The sequence below is a fragment of the Timaviella obliquedivisa GSE-PSE-MK23-08B genome, assembly GCA_019358855.1.
GTDB lineage: Bacteria > Cyanobacteriota > Cyanobacteriia > Elainellales > Elainellaceae > Timaviella > Timaviella obliquedivisa.
Map to the genome: position 1 here is coordinate 29,840 of JAHHII010000001.1, position 15,091 is coordinate 44,930.

Annotated in this window: 16 protein-coding genes and 1 tRNA gene; 8 read left to right on the forward strand and 9 right to left on the reverse strand. The window is 47.7% G+C overall.

The features are described from left to right. The first annotated feature begins 61 nt into the window (after window positions 1-61). On the forward strand, window positions 62-274 hold the full coding sequence (locus KME11_00150; GenBank protein MBW4513618.1) for a hypothetical protein: 213 nt from the start codon (window positions 62-64) through the stop codon (window positions 272-274). Then, on the forward strand, window positions 271-702 hold the full coding sequence (locus KME11_00155) for a type II toxin-antitoxin system VapC family toxin (GenBank protein MBW4513619.1): 432 nt from the start codon (window positions 271-273) through the stop codon (window positions 700-702). The genes KME11_00150 and KME11_00155 overlap by 4 nt, the downstream gene beginning before the upstream one ends. 121 nt (window positions 703-823) lie before the next feature. Here the strand turns inward: KME11_00155 and KME11_00160 are convergent, their stop codons facing one another. From KME11_00160 to KME11_00170, 3 genes are read right to left on the reverse strand one after another with little or no spacing between them, the layout of a single operon-like run. Further along, a complete protein-coding gene (locus KME11_00160) occupies window positions 824-1,495 on the reverse strand; it encodes a Uma2 family endonuclease (GenBank protein MBW4513620.1) in 672 nt (223 codons plus the stop codon). A gap of 27 nt (window positions 1,496-1,522) precedes the next feature. Then, entirely contained in the window at window positions 1,523-3,340 is a 1,818-nt protein-coding gene (locus tag KME11_00165) for a serine/threonine protein kinase (protein ID MBW4513621.1), read from the reverse strand. Window positions 3,341-3,343: 3 nt separating this feature from the next. Next, window positions 3,344-3,592, reverse strand: coding sequence for a Ycf34 family protein (locus tag KME11_00170; protein ID MBW4513622.1), 249 nt, complete (start codon window positions 3,590-3,592; stop codon window positions 3,344-3,346). Window positions 3,593-3,889: 297 nt separating this feature from the next. On the opposite strand from KME11_00170, the gene KME11_00175 reads away from it, so the two are divergent. Continuing rightward, window positions 3,890-5,179 carry a CCA tRNA nucleotidyltransferase gene (locus KME11_00175; GenBank protein ID MBW4513623.1) on the forward strand — a complete coding sequence of 430 codons (1,290 nt, stop codon included), beginning with the start codon at window positions 3,890-3,892 and terminating at the stop codon, window positions 5,177-5,179. A 100-nt stretch (window positions 5,180-5,279) separates the two neighbouring features. Then, window positions 5,280-5,468, forward strand: coding sequence for a hypothetical protein (locus KME11_00180; protein ID MBW4513624.1), 189 nt, complete (start codon window positions 5,280-5,282; stop codon window positions 5,466-5,468). A gap of 146 nt (window positions 5,469-5,614) precedes the next feature. On the opposite strand, the gene KME11_00185 is transcribed toward KME11_00180, so the two are convergent. Together KME11_00185 and KME11_00190 are read right to left on the reverse strand one after the other, a co-directional pair. Continuing rightward, entirely contained in the window at window positions 5,615-6,565 is a 951-nt protein-coding gene (locus KME11_00185; protein ID MBW4513625.1) for a diguanylate cyclase, read from the reverse strand. Between the two features lie 147 nt (window positions 6,566-6,712). Continuing rightward, window positions 6,713-8,224, reverse strand: coding sequence for a cryptochrome/photolyase family protein (locus KME11_00190; protein ID MBW4513626.1), 1,512 nt, complete (start codon window positions 8,222-8,224; stop codon window positions 6,713-6,715). Between the two features lie 743 nt (window positions 8,225-8,967). On the opposite strand from KME11_00190, the gene KME11_00195 reads away from it, so the two are divergent. Beyond that, window positions 8,968-9,987: a glycosyltransferase family 2 protein gene (locus KME11_00195; GenBank protein MBW4513627.1), complete on the forward strand. Its 1,020-nt coding sequence runs from the start codon at window positions 8,968-8,970 to the stop codon at window positions 9,985-9,987. Window positions 9,988-10,067: 80 nt separating this feature from the next. Beyond that, window positions 10,068-10,682 carry a chromophore lyase CpcT/CpeT gene (locus tag KME11_00200; protein MBW4513628.1) on the forward strand — a complete coding sequence of 205 codons (615 nt, stop codon included), beginning with the start codon at window positions 10,068-10,070 and terminating at the stop codon, window positions 10,680-10,682. 18 nt (window positions 10,683-10,700) lie between these two features. Here KME11_00200 and KME11_00205 read toward each other — a convergent pair. The 4 genes from KME11_00205 to KME11_00220 form a co-directional block, all read right to left on the reverse strand. Continuing rightward, window positions 10,701-10,785, reverse strand: a tRNA-Ser gene (locus KME11_00205). A 56-nt stretch (window positions 10,786-10,841) separates the two neighbouring features. Then, window positions 10,842-11,426, reverse strand: coding sequence for a transcriptional regulator (locus KME11_00210; protein ID MBW4513629.1), 585 nt, complete (start codon window positions 11,424-11,426; stop codon window positions 10,842-10,844). A gap of 98 nt (window positions 11,427-11,524) precedes the next feature. Beyond that, window positions 11,525-12,139, reverse strand: coding sequence for a GDYXXLXY domain-containing protein (locus KME11_00215; protein MBW4513630.1), 615 nt, complete (start codon window positions 12,137-12,139; stop codon window positions 11,525-11,527). A 3-nt stretch (window positions 12,140-12,142) separates the two neighbouring features. Further along, window positions 12,143-13,612, reverse strand: coding sequence for a DUF2157 domain-containing protein (locus tag KME11_00220; protein ID MBW4513631.1), 1,470 nt, complete (start codon window positions 13,610-13,612; stop codon window positions 12,143-12,145). Between the two features lie 333 nt (window positions 13,613-13,945). Between KME11_00220 and KME11_00225 the strand changes: the two genes are divergently transcribed. Next, the gene (locus KME11_00225) at window positions 13,946-14,467 is read left to right on the forward strand and encodes a hypothetical protein (GenBank protein ID MBW4513632.1); all 522 of its coding nucleotides are present in this window, start codon (window positions 13,946-13,948) and stop codon (window positions 14,465-14,467) included. Between the two features lie 4 nt (window positions 14,468-14,471). Further along, window positions 14,472-15,086, forward strand: coding sequence for a hypothetical protein (locus KME11_00230; GenBank protein ID MBW4513633.1), 615 nt, complete (start codon window positions 14,472-14,474; stop codon window positions 15,084-15,086). Window positions 15,087-15,091 lie beyond the last annotated feature (5 nt).

Below are 15,091 nucleotides of genomic sequence, written 5' to 3' on the forward strand. Positions count from 1 at the left end.
CCTCTCTGAAAAACGAGCGATCGCCCAGGTTAAAATAGAAGGATAGTGAAGGGACACTCAAATGGCAACCAATACTTCTTTAGAGGAGCGACTGGCAGCAGTAGAAGCGGCGATCGCCGAGTTGCAGCAAGTTATAACGCCTCAACCAACCAACTGGCTGCAACCAGTTACAGGGTCTTTTAAGGATGAGCCGGCCTTTGAGGAAGTGCTGGCGTATGGTCGAGCAATTCGTCAGGGCGATGAGTCCATCCTTGAAACGCCAGACGAGTCATGAAGTATTTGTTGGATACGGATCATCTGAGCATCCTTCAGCGACAAGCTGGGCAGGACTACACTAACCTTTCGACCCGCATGGCGCATCAACCCTTATCTGACTTTGCTATACCGATTGTGACGTTTCACGAGCAAATGCTGGGTAGTAGCCACACTTATATCAATTGCTCTCGTAACCCAGATGACATGGTGAAGGGGTATGAAATGATGGCGCGACTCGTTCGTGACTTCAAAATGCTGCCTCTTGTATCCTTTGACGCAGGTGCAGCAACTGCGTTGAGTCAACTACAGTTGCAAAGGATTCAACCGGGAAAGATGGATGCCAGGATCGCTGCGATCGCCCTATCCCACGAATTAATTTTGTTAACGCGTAATTATCAAGATTTTAGTAAGGTGACAGGATTAGTGATCGAAGATTGGACAGCTTGAAACATTTTCACTAGCGCGATCGCCCCATCTAAATTACAGATCACAATACGATCGCTTTCACCTCATCCCCTTAAAACAAGCGATCGCCCAACTAGCTTTCATCTTGATATGTCAAAAACTATCATTTAGCGATTTCCTGCGCAAACCAAGCTGCGGCGCTGGTATTAGTGCCTTCATTCAGTTTCTGTAGAGTTTGTTCCAACAGAGCGATCGCCAATCCTTTCAACGCTACAGAATGCGTACAATCCTGATACTGTCCGTTCTCGTCTAACAAAAACGCAAACACCTGTCGTCCGCGCACATCAATCACCCAATATTCTGGAATGCCCAGTGCCGCGTAAAGATGCTTTTGTTCATCTAAATCTGACGCAAGGCTAGTGTCAGAAATTTCACCCACCAAATTTGGAACACACCATTTTGTCAAGTCAACACGACGAGGTTCTCCTTCTTGCCATTGCGGATAGTCTGCACCCACATCAAGCACCAAGTCAGGAGCACAGGCTTGAGTTTTGGGCTTCTCTAATAAACAGCGACCGAGCGAACTGTACGCTTCCTCAGAATGCTGAACTGCCCAAAACGCAAATAGCATAGTCAGCAAATCGCTAAACCCTGAATGATTAATCCCTTCTCCACCCATGTCTACCCACTGCCTCCCTCGATCAAACGCCAACTTCATCCGTTCTCGAATGGGAGCATCTCGCAACAGTTCATACTCTTCCCAAGTCGCGTTGTGCCACTGGCGGAGTGGCGGAATTTCTACTGGTGAATCGGTTCTAGAGATGGAGAGTGTCATCAGGCTTTGGAGAACGCTATTGATCAATTATGCCTCTCTTTGCCAAATCTTGATCGTTTCGTCAGCGCTGCCGCTCACTAGCAAATCTCCATCCGGGCTAAAGGCGATCGCATTCACACCCCAAGCGTGTCGCGTGGTGCAAATTCGTTCACTTGTCCGTATATTCCAAACCGTTAACGAGCCATCTTCACAACCGCTTGCAAAGTATTCATCATGAGGATCGATCGCCAAGCAATTAACCTGATCTTTCTGTGTTTCTAAAGCTTGTAATTGCTCACCCCGCGCTAAGTTCCAAATCTTAATCGTTTTATCTGCACTACCACTAATTAAAGTTTGCCAATCAGAAGTTATAGCGATCGTCTTTACTCGTTCTATATGCCCTGATAAGGTGTTCAAAAGACTGTTACTTTTTAAGTCCCAAAGAAATATTTTTTTATCATAGCTACTGCTGATCAAAGTGCGTCCATCAGCGCTAACAACTAATCCACTAATCCAATCTTGATGCTTAGCTAAACTATTAATTAATGATTGTTTTTCTAAACTCCACAGATGTATCACACCATCCCCACCGCCACTAATCAGTGTCCTCGTATCGTTCGTAATGGTGAGTGCTGAAATTCCCCATCCTGGTTCCTGTAGCGTGTTAATCAGTTTGTACGTATTCATATCCCATTCTTTAATCGTGCCATCATCGCTGCCGCTAAACAGCGTTGCTCCATCAGAACTGAAGGTGAGAGTACTAATCCGATCGCGGTGCCCCACGCTAGAAAATAGCGATCGCCCGATAAAGGTATGCAGTAGTTTTCCTTGGTCTAAATCCCAGAGTTTAATGGTGCGATCGGTGCTACCGCTTGCCAAAATTTGCCCTGATGGATGAATGGCGATTGCAGTAATACCGCCATTGTGTCCTAGCAGCGTTTGCGCCAATCGCCAGGGTTGATCGGCAGCAGGCGAGGTTTTCGAGTTTTCCGAAAGCGATCGCCTACCCAAATCTTGCAGCACATCAGCCGCAGTGCGATATCTTTGGCTAGTTGCCTTGCACAGCATTTTATTTAAAACTTGCCGGAACTGAACGCTAACAGATTTAGGTAGATACTGCTCCCAAACCCAGGCATCTTCACTGACAGAATAGAGATCAAACGGATGAATTCCTGTTAGCAAGTGAATGCAAGTAACACCCAAACTATAGATATCACTGGAAAACTCGCCCCTTCCCATTGCCTGCTCAGGAGCCACATATCCGGCGCTACCAATGACTGTCGCAGTACGAGCAAGAGCAGTTCCGGTCGCAAACTTTGATGCGCCAAAATCAACCAGTACATACCGTTCATTGGCATAGGGACGAATGATATTTTCGGGTTTAATGTCGCGGTGAATGACTTGGAAGCTGTGAATAAAGCTCAGAACGGGCAGCAAATCTTCCAATAACTCCCGCACTTCTGCTTCGGTAAAAACGCCTTCTTTTAGATCTTCCTCCAGGTTTTGCCCGTCAATAAATTCTTGCACCAAGTACTGAGCAGTGGGGGATTCGTAATGTGCTAGGAGTGCCGGAATTTGAGGATGTTGTCCTAGCTCATCAAGGCGATCGGCTTCTTGCCGAAATAATTCTACGGCTTTGGGGTTGATATTAGGCTGACGCGGCAACAGCAGCTTGATTACGCAGTAGGGCTTTCTAGCCTGTGTCTCATCCACTGCTAAATAGGTGCGACCAAACCCGCCTCGCCCAATGATTTCGATCGCCTTGTAGCGATCGTCTAACAACAGATAGCTGCCACAGTTCTGACAGTACTTAGAGTCGTCAGGGTTCTGCGGCTTGGGGCAAGCTGGATTGAGGCAATAGAGCATTATTTAAGTAGGAACAAGCTCGCCGGGACGAAGTTTCGCCCATTTCCCGGTTTCTTGCTTAAAGCTTTGGCAAGCCACCACATCCCACTCCATTTCAATGCCCTCGTCATGGGTGCGAATGTTGACGTTAATGGTGGGTTCGACTGCCTCAAAATCGGGTGATTCAGTCAAATGAGGCTGCTGATGTTGGTGTTCAACGGCGTTGTAAGTGGTGCAGCGATCGACATAATGACAATTGATACAAACACACATGGAAGTGTCCTCCGCGTTTGCAAGCTCTAGTTAAAAATGAGGGGGTTCTGTTACTTTATCTCAACTTCCATGAAAACAGGGGTGAACTGTGGAAGGCTGTTGCAAAATGAAAAAGAGCCTGGTCTGCATTTTTCTCCCAGTGCCCGATCGTTAGCAGCCCATAGAGTAAGTGCCCATGAAACGACAAATGACAAATGACAGCAAGCCATCTATCCTGAATGAGGCTCCATATCGTTTCGCTACCCGGATTCAAGCAAGTTGTTATTGAAGTACATCTGTCCCGATAAGTTGGCGCAAGTGCCAGAACTACCCGCTTCTCTATTTTCGCCACAGACTTGGCCCTTCAACCTCGAATGGTTGCCACGGGCAGCCTACTTAGTGGGCGGCAATGTCAGAGACGCTTTACTAGGTAGACATGCCGAGTATTTAGACCTAGATTTTGTTTTGCCTGAAGGCGCGGTTAAAACAGCAAAGGCGATCGCCCAGCATTATCACGCGGGGTTCGTTTTGCTGGATGCCGAACGGCAGATTGCCCGCGTCGTTTTTGAACATGCCACAGTAGACTTTGCCCAGCAGGTCGGCGATAGCCTAGAGGAAGATCTGTGGCGGCGCGACTTTACCGTCAATGCGATCGCCTACAATCCTCACACCGATCAACTCATCGACCCCTTGCAAGGCTACCGAGACTTGCAGCAAAAAACCATTCGGATGATCGCGTCTGCCAACCTCAAGGAAGACCCCTTGCGGCTCCTGCGCGCCTACCGTCAATCGGCACAGCTTGGCTTTGCCCTAGAATCCAAAACCCAGTCCACTATTCACCAACTGGCAAGCTTATTACAAAACATTGCCGCCGAGCGGGTGCAAGGCGAACTGAGCTATCTGATCAATTCTGCAAAAGGCACGATCGCCCTCACAAGAGCATGGGAGGATGGATTGTTTGCCCACTGGTTGCCCCATGCCACCGCCAACAGCCTGGCGCAGGTCGCAGCAATTGACCGGGCAGCGATCGCCCTTAAAGACTCATGGCACGAGTTAAAGCTGACAGGCTGGACAAAAGATCAGCAAAAAGGCACCCGAAGCTGGGCAAAAATTGCCAAACTCGCTTGCTTAGTTGATCCCGATCCTCAAATTGCCGAGTCAGAGCTATGGCATCTCAAGTACAGCCGCAGCGAAGTACAGGCAGTTTTAACGGTGATGCGTGCTGCGCAGATACCGCAAGGGTCGCTGCCAACCCATCTAAACCTGGCAGACCTATCCCTGCGAGAGCAGTACTTTCTCTTCCGAGGAGTTGGGGCGGCTTTTCCAGCCTGGGTGTTGGTGGCGATCGCGGTTGGCATAGAACTGGAGACAATTGAACTTTTGATTCAGCGTTTTCTCACGCTCAATGATCCAGTGGCGCACCCCGTGCCGCCTCTAACGGGTCGAGATTTAATGACAACTCTAAAACTTTCGCCAGGGCCGCAAATTGGGCAGTTGCTAGAAGCAGTTCAGTTAGCACAGGCAGAAGGACAAATTAATTCTCATCAACAAGCGCTAGACTTTGCCGTTAATTTTGCGAGTGATAATTTCGCATCGAGTAAAGTGTGATAAAGTAGACCGTCTGTGGGGTATGTTGGATTAAAAAAATCCAGCCCTCTAATCTTTCGTCCATATTTTTACTCTGCTCAAATCTGCAAAGGGGTTCAGAATGGCTAAACGCCGCAATCAAAAGAAAGAAAAAGCACTTCGCAACCAAGCTTACGCCCGCAAGTTCCGCAAACGTACTAACGTTGGTCGTTTTGGCAGAAGGCGCTATGGTAGCGGCAATGCCCAAGATGGTGACGATATGGAGCAAGAGAATAACAGAGAAGGGGCTGAGGCAACTGATCCCCAGTAGCCTATTGTCTCAGGCTTATTAAACTGCACCCCAATTAATATTAGAAAAGGGCAGATTCATGAATCTGCCCTTTTTTATGGTTTTAATTTTACGGGTTTTAAAAGGACTTGTCGGGCAAGCACTGACCAATCCACAAAGCGATCGCCTTAAAACCTTTCTGAACCGTATGAGTCTGGCTCAGGTGTAGGCTGAATCTCGCTAGAGCGAAGGGAGCGATCGCCCTGCCTAACATTCTGCTCTAAGCAGACAATTTGATTGCGTCCTCGCTCTTTGGCAGTATAGAGGGCGCGATCGCTAAGTTCAGTTAACATCGCAGACGATAGTTCCTGACTAGGCACCACAGTCGCGACCCCAAAACTTAACGAAATGGATGTCCCCCCGTCCAAGCCAGCTTGGGACAATTGCAGTTGTGCCACCGCTTCTTGAATACTGTGGGCAACGACAATGCCGCCTGAAGTATTGGTGTTCGGGAGGATAATAGCAAACTCTTCGTCGCCATAGCGAGCCGCCAAATCTCCCGGTCGTTTAGCCGTACGATTGAGGACAAGTGCCAATTGCCGCAAGCACTCATCCCCTGCCTGATGACCGTAGGTTTCGTTATAAAGCCTAAAGTGATCAACATCGCACAGAATTAGAGTCAGACTATTCTTTTCGCGTACAGCCCTTGCCCACTCTTGTTGTAGATGTGCCTCAAAGCAACGACGATTGGCGATTTGAGTTAAACCATCTAAGTTGGCTAGCCGCTCTAGCTCTTGGGTTGCCAGCCGGAGGCGGTGATTATCTCGAATGGTTTTGTCCAGAAGCAAGCTAATGATTAAACCCAGAAACAACCCAACAATAAAAATTAAGGTTGTTAATTGATTAAGCAGCCGTTCAGCTTCCTGATAATTTAAGCGAGAGGTTTCATCCATCCTCCAAACAGGTTGCTGGGTCGAGTCGACATTGCCCAACGCCCCTTGACGATTGGAGGCTGGAGCGATCGCAGGTTGCCCCACATTGATTTGGGCGCTTACAGCAGGGAGGCGAGTGCCAATTCCTGTCATAAGCGCCAGCAGCAGAATATTACTGGATAAGAAAACAGTCAAACGCTGATTCATGAATTGGGGTTCTGGTAGCCTCAGTCCGACCTTACTGGGGATCCGACCTTACTGGGGATTTGTAGGGAAGATGCATCCTGCTAAATAAAGTTGAGACGAACCTGTGAAGATTGTACTCGTAACCGCACAAAATTTCGCTTTCAATATTTAGCTCTTCTGCTCTGACAGCCATGCTTCTGCTTTCTGGCTAATTTGCTGCTGTTCTGATATGGGTATTTTATCCAGGTTCTTCAAAATGAAACTCATGCGCCCCTGAGAGGTCAGGCGATCGCGATGCCGTGCTAAGAAATCCCAGTAAAAGAAATTAAAGGGACAAGCGCGATCGCCCGTTCTTTCCTTGTAGTTGTAGCAACATCCCTTACAGTAATCACTCATTTTATTAATGTAATTAGCAGAAGCAGCATAGGGTTTAGATGCCAAAATTCCGCCATCTGCAAACTGTCCCATGCCAATAACGTTCGTTTGCATCACCCAATCATAGGCATCAATAAAGGCTGAATGAAACCAGTTTTCGATTGCCTGAGGCACAACTCCAGCAATTAGGGCAAAGTTACTCAGCACCATCAGCCGCTGAATGTGATGCCCGTATGCCATTGATTCCACCTGCTTCAAAGTCTGATGAAGACAGTTCATGTCTGTCTTGTCAGCATCCCAGTAAAATTCAGGCAAGGGTTGAGTGTGGTTAAACCAGTTAAGCTGAGAGTAGTCTTCGGCGACGTAGTGATACAGCCCATGCATGTACTCTCGCCAGCCTAGTATTTGCCGAATAAAGCCTTCAACGCTGTTGATGCCAAGACTTTTGTCATAAAATGCTTGCTCTGCTGCTCGAATCACCTCCAGAGGTTGCAGTAAGCCCAAGTTTAGGTAAGCAGACAACATCGCGTGCCAGAGAGTTTCTTCTCCGGTCATCATGGCATCTTGATAGGTGCCAAACCTGGGTAAGCGGGTTTGGATGAAGTGAGCTAAGACTTGCTGGGCTTGCGATCGCGTTACACCCCAGCGAAATGGCTCAATTTCTCCATAGGTGGAAAAGCTGCCGTGCTTTACTTCGTGTATCACACTCTGAGTCAGGTCATCTGGCTCAAACCAAAGTGCTTCAGGGGTTTCCAACCCTGTCTTAGGCGGCTGCCGATTTTCTTTATCAAAATTCCACTGCCCGCCAACGGGCTGCCTACCCTCCATTAATATTTGAAATCGCTGCCGCCCTTCTCGATAGAAATACTCCATTACCAGGCTTTTGCGCCCTCCTGTCCATTGCCGAAATTCAGCGGTTGTCCAGAGAAAACGGTTATTGGCAGTCAGGATAATCTCACAGGGCAAATCGAGAGACTGAATGAGTTCGGCGAAAGGGCGATCGCTGGGTTCCATCACCCGCAGTTGTGTAATGCCTTCTGCTCTAACCCAGTCTTGCAGGGGTTGTTCAAAAGCTTCTGCCGTCTTGTAAGTTACTCTGCTGCCCTCATGTCGCAGTTCTTGAGCAAAATGCCGCATTGCCGACCATACCAGAACTAGCTTCTGCTGATGATAAGGGCGCTCCCGGACATGTTGCCATGACTCAATCAAAATGATGGGAGTTTGGCTTAAAGAGTTTGGGCAGCCCTGAATAGCTGATTGTCCCATCCAAAGCTGATCCCCTAGAATCCAAATGCCAGTTGTCATGGTGATTATGCCTTGAGAAAAACCGTAGCGCAGCTTGACGGCGATCGCTCTGCTCTACTGAACCACAGCTATGCCAAAAATGTAAGAGCTTCTTCTTTATTTACTCCAGGAAGTAAGGTAAGCCTTGACTCTACGTATAAATTCTTAAGTCTACGTATAAACTACATCTAAGCTCTATCGGTTCATGAAGATATTTCTATCCAACTAGACGCTCTAGATTGAAAGGGCGATCGCTCCTCTACAATCTTAAAAACCTTCTAATGGTTGGAGCGCAACGCTTTGTCAAAAGTATAGTTTACCTCTAGGCATTAAATCTCTAGGCATAAATTGGGTGTAAAAAATCAATATTTGCCTCAGTAAGCTCTCAGTGCTACCATGCAACAGTAAGAATTAAACATCTTCATGAATTTTTTATAAGTTCATCAAGAATCGTCAGGATCAGTCAAAATTTCATTGAATGAGTGGCTTTAGAGAGTTGTCAAAAGCGATCGGGCGAGTCTTCTAAGGCTTCTATTTAGAATAAGGTTCTAAATCCCGGTTGCATCTCGGTCTATTTATCGCAGAGGATCGGCTGAAGTCAATAAGCTTAAATTTCTTCCTCAGAGAACTTAGAGAAGCTATTCAAAACGACAGGGTGTTACTTTTCTTAATCTCTTTCTAAAATAGTTACCCATAATCGTAAATTTTTAGCCTTGATTTCAGACTCTTGTCTATTGCTATCTATGAGATGTACCCCTCAAAATATGAAGCAAGTATCTGTCATCATTCCGCTTTACGGCGTTGAGAAGTACGTTTCTGCAACTGTACAATCTGTTCTAGCCCAAACCCACGAAAACTTTGAGCTAATTTTGGTTGATGACGGTTCGCCCGATCGCAGCGTCGAAATTTGCCGTCGATTCACTGATCCTCGCGTCAAGATTTTACGGCAAGAAAACCAAGGACCCGCCGCTGCCCGCAACTTCGGCATTCGCCATGCTAAAGGCGACTACATCGCGTTTCTAGACGGGGATGATCTCTGGCTCCCCGATAAACTGATGAAGCATATTGAGCATCTAGAAAATAGCCCAGAGGTCGGCGTTAGCTTCTGCCGCTCGGCGTTGATTGATGAAGCAGGTGAACTGCTTGGCATTTATCAACTCTCTAACCTCGAAGACATTACCCTACTCGATTTACTTTGTCGTACTCCCATTGGCAACGGCTCGGTGCCTGTCATGCGTCGAGAATTGTTTGATGCGATCGAGTTCGACAGTCCCTTTGAGGCAGATCCCTCTTACTTCAACCCCGATCGCCGCCTCCACCCTTCTGAAGATGTAGAATGCTGGGTGCGCATTGCCCTGACGACCCACTGGCAAATCGCTGGCATTCCTGAAGCATTAACTTTGTATCGGGTCAACTCTAATGGATGTTCTGCCAAACTTTTGAAAAAGCTAAGCTCTTGGGAGCAAATGCTAGAGCAGGTTCATACCTATGCGGCTCAGCAAATTAAACCCTGCAAAGCAGCAGCGATGGCTTATCAATATCGCCACTTGGCGCGGCGGGCAGTCACGTTGAGAGATGGAGCGATCGCCCTAGACCTGGGTTTTCGGGCAATTGCCGCCTATCCTCAAATTCTCATTGAGCAACCTCGGCGCACCTTACTCACCCTAGCAGCAGCGGCTCTAGTACAAATCTTGCCCCTCAACTTCTATCGCCAGTTTGAAGCTCAAGCCCTCAAAATTGCGGGTGCCTCACAAAAACAGCAAATTTCTAAAGAGGCGTTCTAGCGATCGTTCTGCCCCGATGAGATAGGTACTGAGCCATCCTATCCCGTAAAATAATGAGGTCAACGACATGACTTCAATCTATGACTCATTCCACTGACATTACGACCCTTGCCCGCTGGATGGCATCGGATTTTAGCAACCAAGAGCAAGCGTTTGAAAACCCGCCATTTTTCGCTCACATTCGCGTTTGTATGCGCCCTTTGCCGCTGGAGTTGTTAGGAGGGGTGAGTTTGTTTTTAGAACAAGCCTATGATTACGAGCTTAATCATCCCTACCGGATGCGGATTTTGAAGCTAGTCGTCGTTGGCGACCCTAGCAGTAACGGCGAAGCAGCGCGCATTATTATTGAAAACTACACGGTCAAAAAAGAGGAAACCTACTACGGTTCATCTCGTGATATTTCTCGCCTACAAGCGCTAACGCCTGACCAAATTGAAAAAATGCCTGGTTGCGATATGTTGGTGGAATGGACAGGCAGCAGCTTTAAGGGCGTTGTAGAGCCGGGTAAAGCCTGTATGGTATTTCGCAAAGGGCAAGAGACTTATCTAGATAACGAATTTGAAATTACTGAGACAACCTTCATGAGCATGGATCGGGGACGCGATCCAAAAACCGATGAAGTGGTTTGGGGTTCAGTGGCAGGCCCTTTCCAGTTTTCTCGGTGGGCAAGTTTTGCCGATGAAGTGAAAGTCTAAAGAAGTGAAGCTTTAAAACGGAGAGGGGGGGATTCGAACCCCCGTTGAGTTACCCCAAACCTGATTTCGAGTCAAGCGCATTCAACCACTCTGCCACCTCTCCGTCAGCTATTGTACTCCATGAGGAGAAAGATACTTTAGCTAAATAAAGAAACCTCTCTAAGCCCGAGAGACGCGATACGCACAACGCCGATCGCCCGCCAAAATATGCTCTACTCGCTCTACAGTTACCTCTTTGCCCAAAACCGCCCGAAAAACCTCCAATTCTGCCCCACATAGCTTCTGACAAGTCTGCGCCGCCGCATAGATAGGGCAATGGTTTTCGACCAATAACAAATCGCCCTCAGGCAATTCAATGACTTCTGCCATATAGCCTTCCTGCGTTCGCAACTGAGCGATCGCCCAGACTCTCTGTTGCCACGTTGCAGTTTCTGCCACTTTTGCCCGATAGGTTTGCACCTGCCGCTGGCTGCGCTCTGCCACCAACCGATCTAGCCCAGCATCGCCAAAAACACTTTCTACACTTTTCAGCAAATCAACCATTAAGTCGGCATGGCTATTGGGAAAGCGATCGCCCGCTTGCTTTGTCAGTTGCCATAGCTTCACCGGACGACCCAACGGTCGCCGTTCCTCCTCATAGGTCACCCAGCGTTCGGCTTGCAAAGTTTGCAGATGTTGACGAATTGCCATAGGCGAGACCTGTACCTGTTCAGCAATCGCTGTAGCCGTCTGCGCGCCCTGCATTTTGAGCAAATGCAAAATCCGATCTTTAACTTTTTGTTTCGCATCCTCTATCAATTCTTACTGTTCCTGCTGCGTTGCTGCATTAAAATTCTGTGGCGCTAAAACTGATATCGTTTGTCCCTTAGCCAAATTGCTGTTGGAACTGCATTTCCGCCTACTCCTACTTTAGCCTCAACTACAAATGCTGGCTTAGAAGATTCTCCCTGTGCCTGATTAATTTGATTAATTTGCTGATTAATGTCATCTCGCTGATCTTCAGGAATAAAGTAAATCTCCAGCCCATAGCGGATGCGCCCTTGGCGATCGCTCCCGCGCAACGCCACTTGATTAGTAGGTAAATTATTAGGACGCTGGCTAGCAACTGCCACCGCCTTCCAAGCTTGCGGCGGACGACTGCTGGGATTAGCCGGAGCTTGTAAAACTACATAAAACTCGTTACTAACTGCATCACCACTTAACGGGTCACGTTTTGGTTGCTTCGCCTCAACGTTTTGCCATCCTGGTAATTTTGCCAGGTTTTGCACATTAGAAATATCATAGGCAAGCGTCACAGAATAACCCTGAAGGAGGCTGTACGGATCAACGGGAGCGGTTTGCAATACGAGCGATCGCCCATTCATTTGCGTGTAGAATGCCTGCGCCGGAACCGCCAAAATTAGAACAATTTGAAGTGCCAAAACGATCCAAAACCGTAAACTTAATGAGTTGCGCATGGCTTACTCCTCCGGAGCAATTCTAAGGATACGGACGTAGCGTTCAAACCAAAGCCCAATGACAATTACGCCAACGCCACAGAGCAGGAATACGACAGACTTGAGCAGCAACGCAGTTTCGTATTCCAACAAGCGGCTGAGAATTTGTAGCGTTACCAGCGTTAGTCCGCTCCAAAAAATGCGGCGTTGCCCGTCGGCTAAGCCATCTCGCATGAATGCTACAGCCAGGAGAAACAACAGAACGTTAGACAGAAATGTGGCGATCGCGACAATTGGGGCAACATGCCAATGCCAAAAAGTCATGGCGGCAATCACTCCCAAGAAACCTAGCATCATGCCATCACTTTGGCTCAACCCCCACCTGTCTGTACGCCGGGGACGCGCCAGATAAAGCCATTGCACCACCGTCAGACTCACAAAAAAGAGCAGGTTAGCATCCCACCATAATGACCATCCCTCCGTCATCAGACGATCTACTTGGGCTGGACGAGAGGTCAGATCTAGATTATGTTCCCAAGCGTAATGAAAGGATGAACTGTAAGTCAGTACCGTCAGGAACAGCAGTGATAAACCTTGGGCGATCGGGCGAAAATACTGCGTTTCTAAATCAACCTCTGACTGCGGAGTAAAGCGTGCAAAGAACCGTTGCCAGAGCCTATCGTCATAGCTCCAAAGAATCGCAGGCGGCAGTGTGAAGATCAAGACCCACCCAACTCCTATGGAATTAAAGTGAAAAGCTGTTTCACTAAACCGAGAAAGCGTTCCTTCCAACGCCGAGAGAAACGCGATCGCCCCCAACCCAAACACCCATTTTGAGCGACACCAATAAGCCAAAGGAACAAATGATAATCCTGCAATCAACGGCATGTAATGCATAACCCAACGCACCGTATCAGAAGGTGAATTATTCCAGTCCCAACCCGACACCCCAATCCAATAGCCAATCCCTGTCAGCAAAATTGCCAGCATCCCTAAAGAAGTCAATCGCAATCCATACGCCATTCCCAACACCGCCAAGCCCCAAATAATGCATAGGTCAGCGCTAGAGCCATTAATGTGAAACATCTGCCCCATCAGCGCCAGGTTTGCCCCCAAAATGAGTGCCCCTAACAGCAATAATCCTTGCCCTAACCGCTGTCGCCCGCTTTCCTGGCGATCGGGCAAAGGCGGCTGGTTCCAAAGGTAAAAGCCCGTCACATTTACGCCCACAAACAACAGCAGCAGCAGTAATAGCTTTAATTCACGCGGAATAGCCTGCCAGTTCGCTGCAACAAACGTGATTACTCCCAGCCCCAAAAGAACGCTACCAATTCCCAAAACGACCGTAACGAAGCGATCGCGCGCCATTCCATCCAACTGGGCGAACTCATACCGCTCTGCTAATTGCCGAGCCTGTTCTGCACTAATTATTCCTTGCGATCGCCACCGTTCAACCTCATCCCGCAACTGCTCCCGAAACTTATCTGAAGCCATCTTGACCTCCCCTCAGGGAACTGTTTTTAAACTATGGTGTCTTATGCTGGCAAAACTTTCAGACAAGAAATGTGACAGATCCCAAAGCGGCGATCTGACTTTTATCTCTATCCCTCTTGACCATTAAATCTTGCTCAGAACGTAGAGAAGCCAGAACAGAATAATGATGAAGTTTCTAGAGAATCTTGAATGCGTTGAAACAAAACTGTAGAAAGTGACGTTACCGTACTAAGGAACCAAAAACATCTGTTAGAAATTCTCAAGGCAGCCAGTGCGATGCTGCTAATCTAAGGTATCTCTCGCCAAGAATCTATCGATATTTAAAAAATTGCTATGAGAAAGTTAGAGCGCAGCAATACTAATAAACCTAATTCAGAGCAGATTAAGGCTCATAACCAAGGTCGCATCCAGGCGGAGAACGATCGCTTAAACCAACAGCACAATCAGCTTTGGCAGCAGATCGAAGAAAAAGATGTTGAAACCTTGAGGCTTCAGCAAGAGGTGGAACAGACCTCAGCTTTAGTCCGCCAAGAACAGCAAGAGAAAAAAGGAATTCTCCATAAGTTAATGGAAGCGATCGCTTCTAAAAAGGACGCGATCGCCTCTCGAAACTCGATGCGCGGCAGATTGGGCAACATGACAGCCCAACGCAACAAAGCCCAAGAGCAACTCAAACTCACAATGGACAAACTGGTAGAAGCCAATCAACAAGTCAGCGCCATCCAGCAAGAGTACGACCAAGACATGGAAGAAATGGCAAAGGCATACCAAGAAATGAGTCCAACCCAGCGCAGCAGCTTGTCACCCAAGCTAAAACATCTTCTAGATCAAGTCGCAAAAGATTATGAGGAATAAAGCCATGAGAACCAGAGCAGAACGAAATCGAGGGTTTGAATCGGTTAAACAAAACTTATTTGATGCTGGAGTTGCGGTTCTAAACGCAGCCGAAGCTCAGGAGCAATTATTTGATGCCTCGGTTAAGGCTTTAGCAGAGGCAGTCGGTATTGAGACAGAAGAGTCTCCTAAGGTTTTAGCAGAGGCGATCGGGGTTGAGGCAGAAGATTCTACTGAAATTGAGTCCAATACAGACAGCCCATCTAAGCATTCCATCGTTGAGAAACTGATGGTGCAACGGCAAAAAGCTGAAGCTGCCGGAGACTTTGATAGTTATATTGATGCCGAACAAAAGCTACAAACTCTGGATGAACTGGAGGTTGTGAGGTTAGAGCGAGAGGCGCGGAAGTTAGAGGCACAGATCAGGATTGAAAATGCTCAGAAGCAACTGAGCTTCCTTTCCCAAGCTCCACCTTCCTTTACTCCTAAGCCTATCTCTACACCCAAAACGCCAGAGGTTTGGACTGAAGGAAAACTGAAGGAAAAATTTAAGATGCTCGACAACGTGCGCAAAGAATTCAGCGTAAAAGCAAAAACTTGGAAAGAAGCAGTTGCTCTAGTCAATCAAAGAGAAAATTGAAGGCA

Coding starts and splice junctions, on each gene's coding strand:
- KME11_00150 (MBW4513618.1), top strand. CDS start 62: ATGGCAACCAATACTTCTTTAGAGGAGCGACTGGCAGCAGTAGAAGCG.
- KME11_00155 (MBW4513619.1), top strand. CDS start 271: ATGAAGTATTTGTTGGATACGGATCATCTGAGCATCCTTCAGCGACAA.
- KME11_00160 (MBW4513620.1), bottom strand. CDS start 1,495: ATGACACTCTCCATCTCTAGAACCGATTCACCAGTAGAAATTCCGCCA.
- KME11_00165 (MBW4513621.1), bottom strand. CDS start 3,340: ATGCTCTATTGCCTCAATCCAGCTTGCCCCAAGCCGCAGAACCCTGAC.
- KME11_00170 (MBW4513622.1), bottom strand. CDS start 3,592: ATGTGTGTTTGTATCAATTGTCATTATGTCGATCGCTGCACCACTTAC.
- KME11_00180 (MBW4513624.1), top strand. CDS start 5,280: ATGGCTAAACGCCGCAATCAAAAGAAAGAAAAAGCACTTCGCAACCAA.
- KME11_00185 (MBW4513625.1), bottom strand. CDS start 6,565: ATGAATCAGCGTTTGACTGTTTTCTTATCCAGTAATATTCTGCTGCTG.
- KME11_00190 (MBW4513626.1), bottom strand. CDS start 8,224: ATGACAACTGGCATTTGGATTCTAGGGGATCAGCTTTGGATGGGACAA.
- KME11_00195 (MBW4513627.1), top strand. CDS start 8,968: ATGAAGCAAGTATCTGTCATCATTCCGCTTTACGGCGTTGAGAAGTAC.
- KME11_00200 (MBW4513628.1), top strand. CDS start 10,068: ATGACTCATTCCACTGACATTACGACCCTTGCCCGCTGGATGGCATCG.
- KME11_00210 (MBW4513629.1), bottom strand. CDS start 11,426: ATGCAGGGCGCGCAGACGGCTACAGCGATTGCTGAACAGGTACAGGTC.
- KME11_00215 (MBW4513630.1), bottom strand. CDS start 12,139: ATGCGCAACTCATTAAGTTTACGGTTTTGGATCGTTTTGGCACTTCAA.
- KME11_00220 (MBW4513631.1), bottom strand. CDS start 13,612: ATGGCTTCAGATAAGTTTCGGGAGCAGTTGCGGGATGAGGTTGAACGG.
- KME11_00225 (MBW4513632.1), top strand. CDS start 13,946: ATGAGAAAGTTAGAGCGCAGCAATACTAATAAACCTAATTCAGAGCAG.
- KME11_00230 (MBW4513633.1), top strand. CDS start 14,472: ATGAGAACCAGAGCAGAACGAAATCGAGGGTTTGAATCGGTTAAACAA.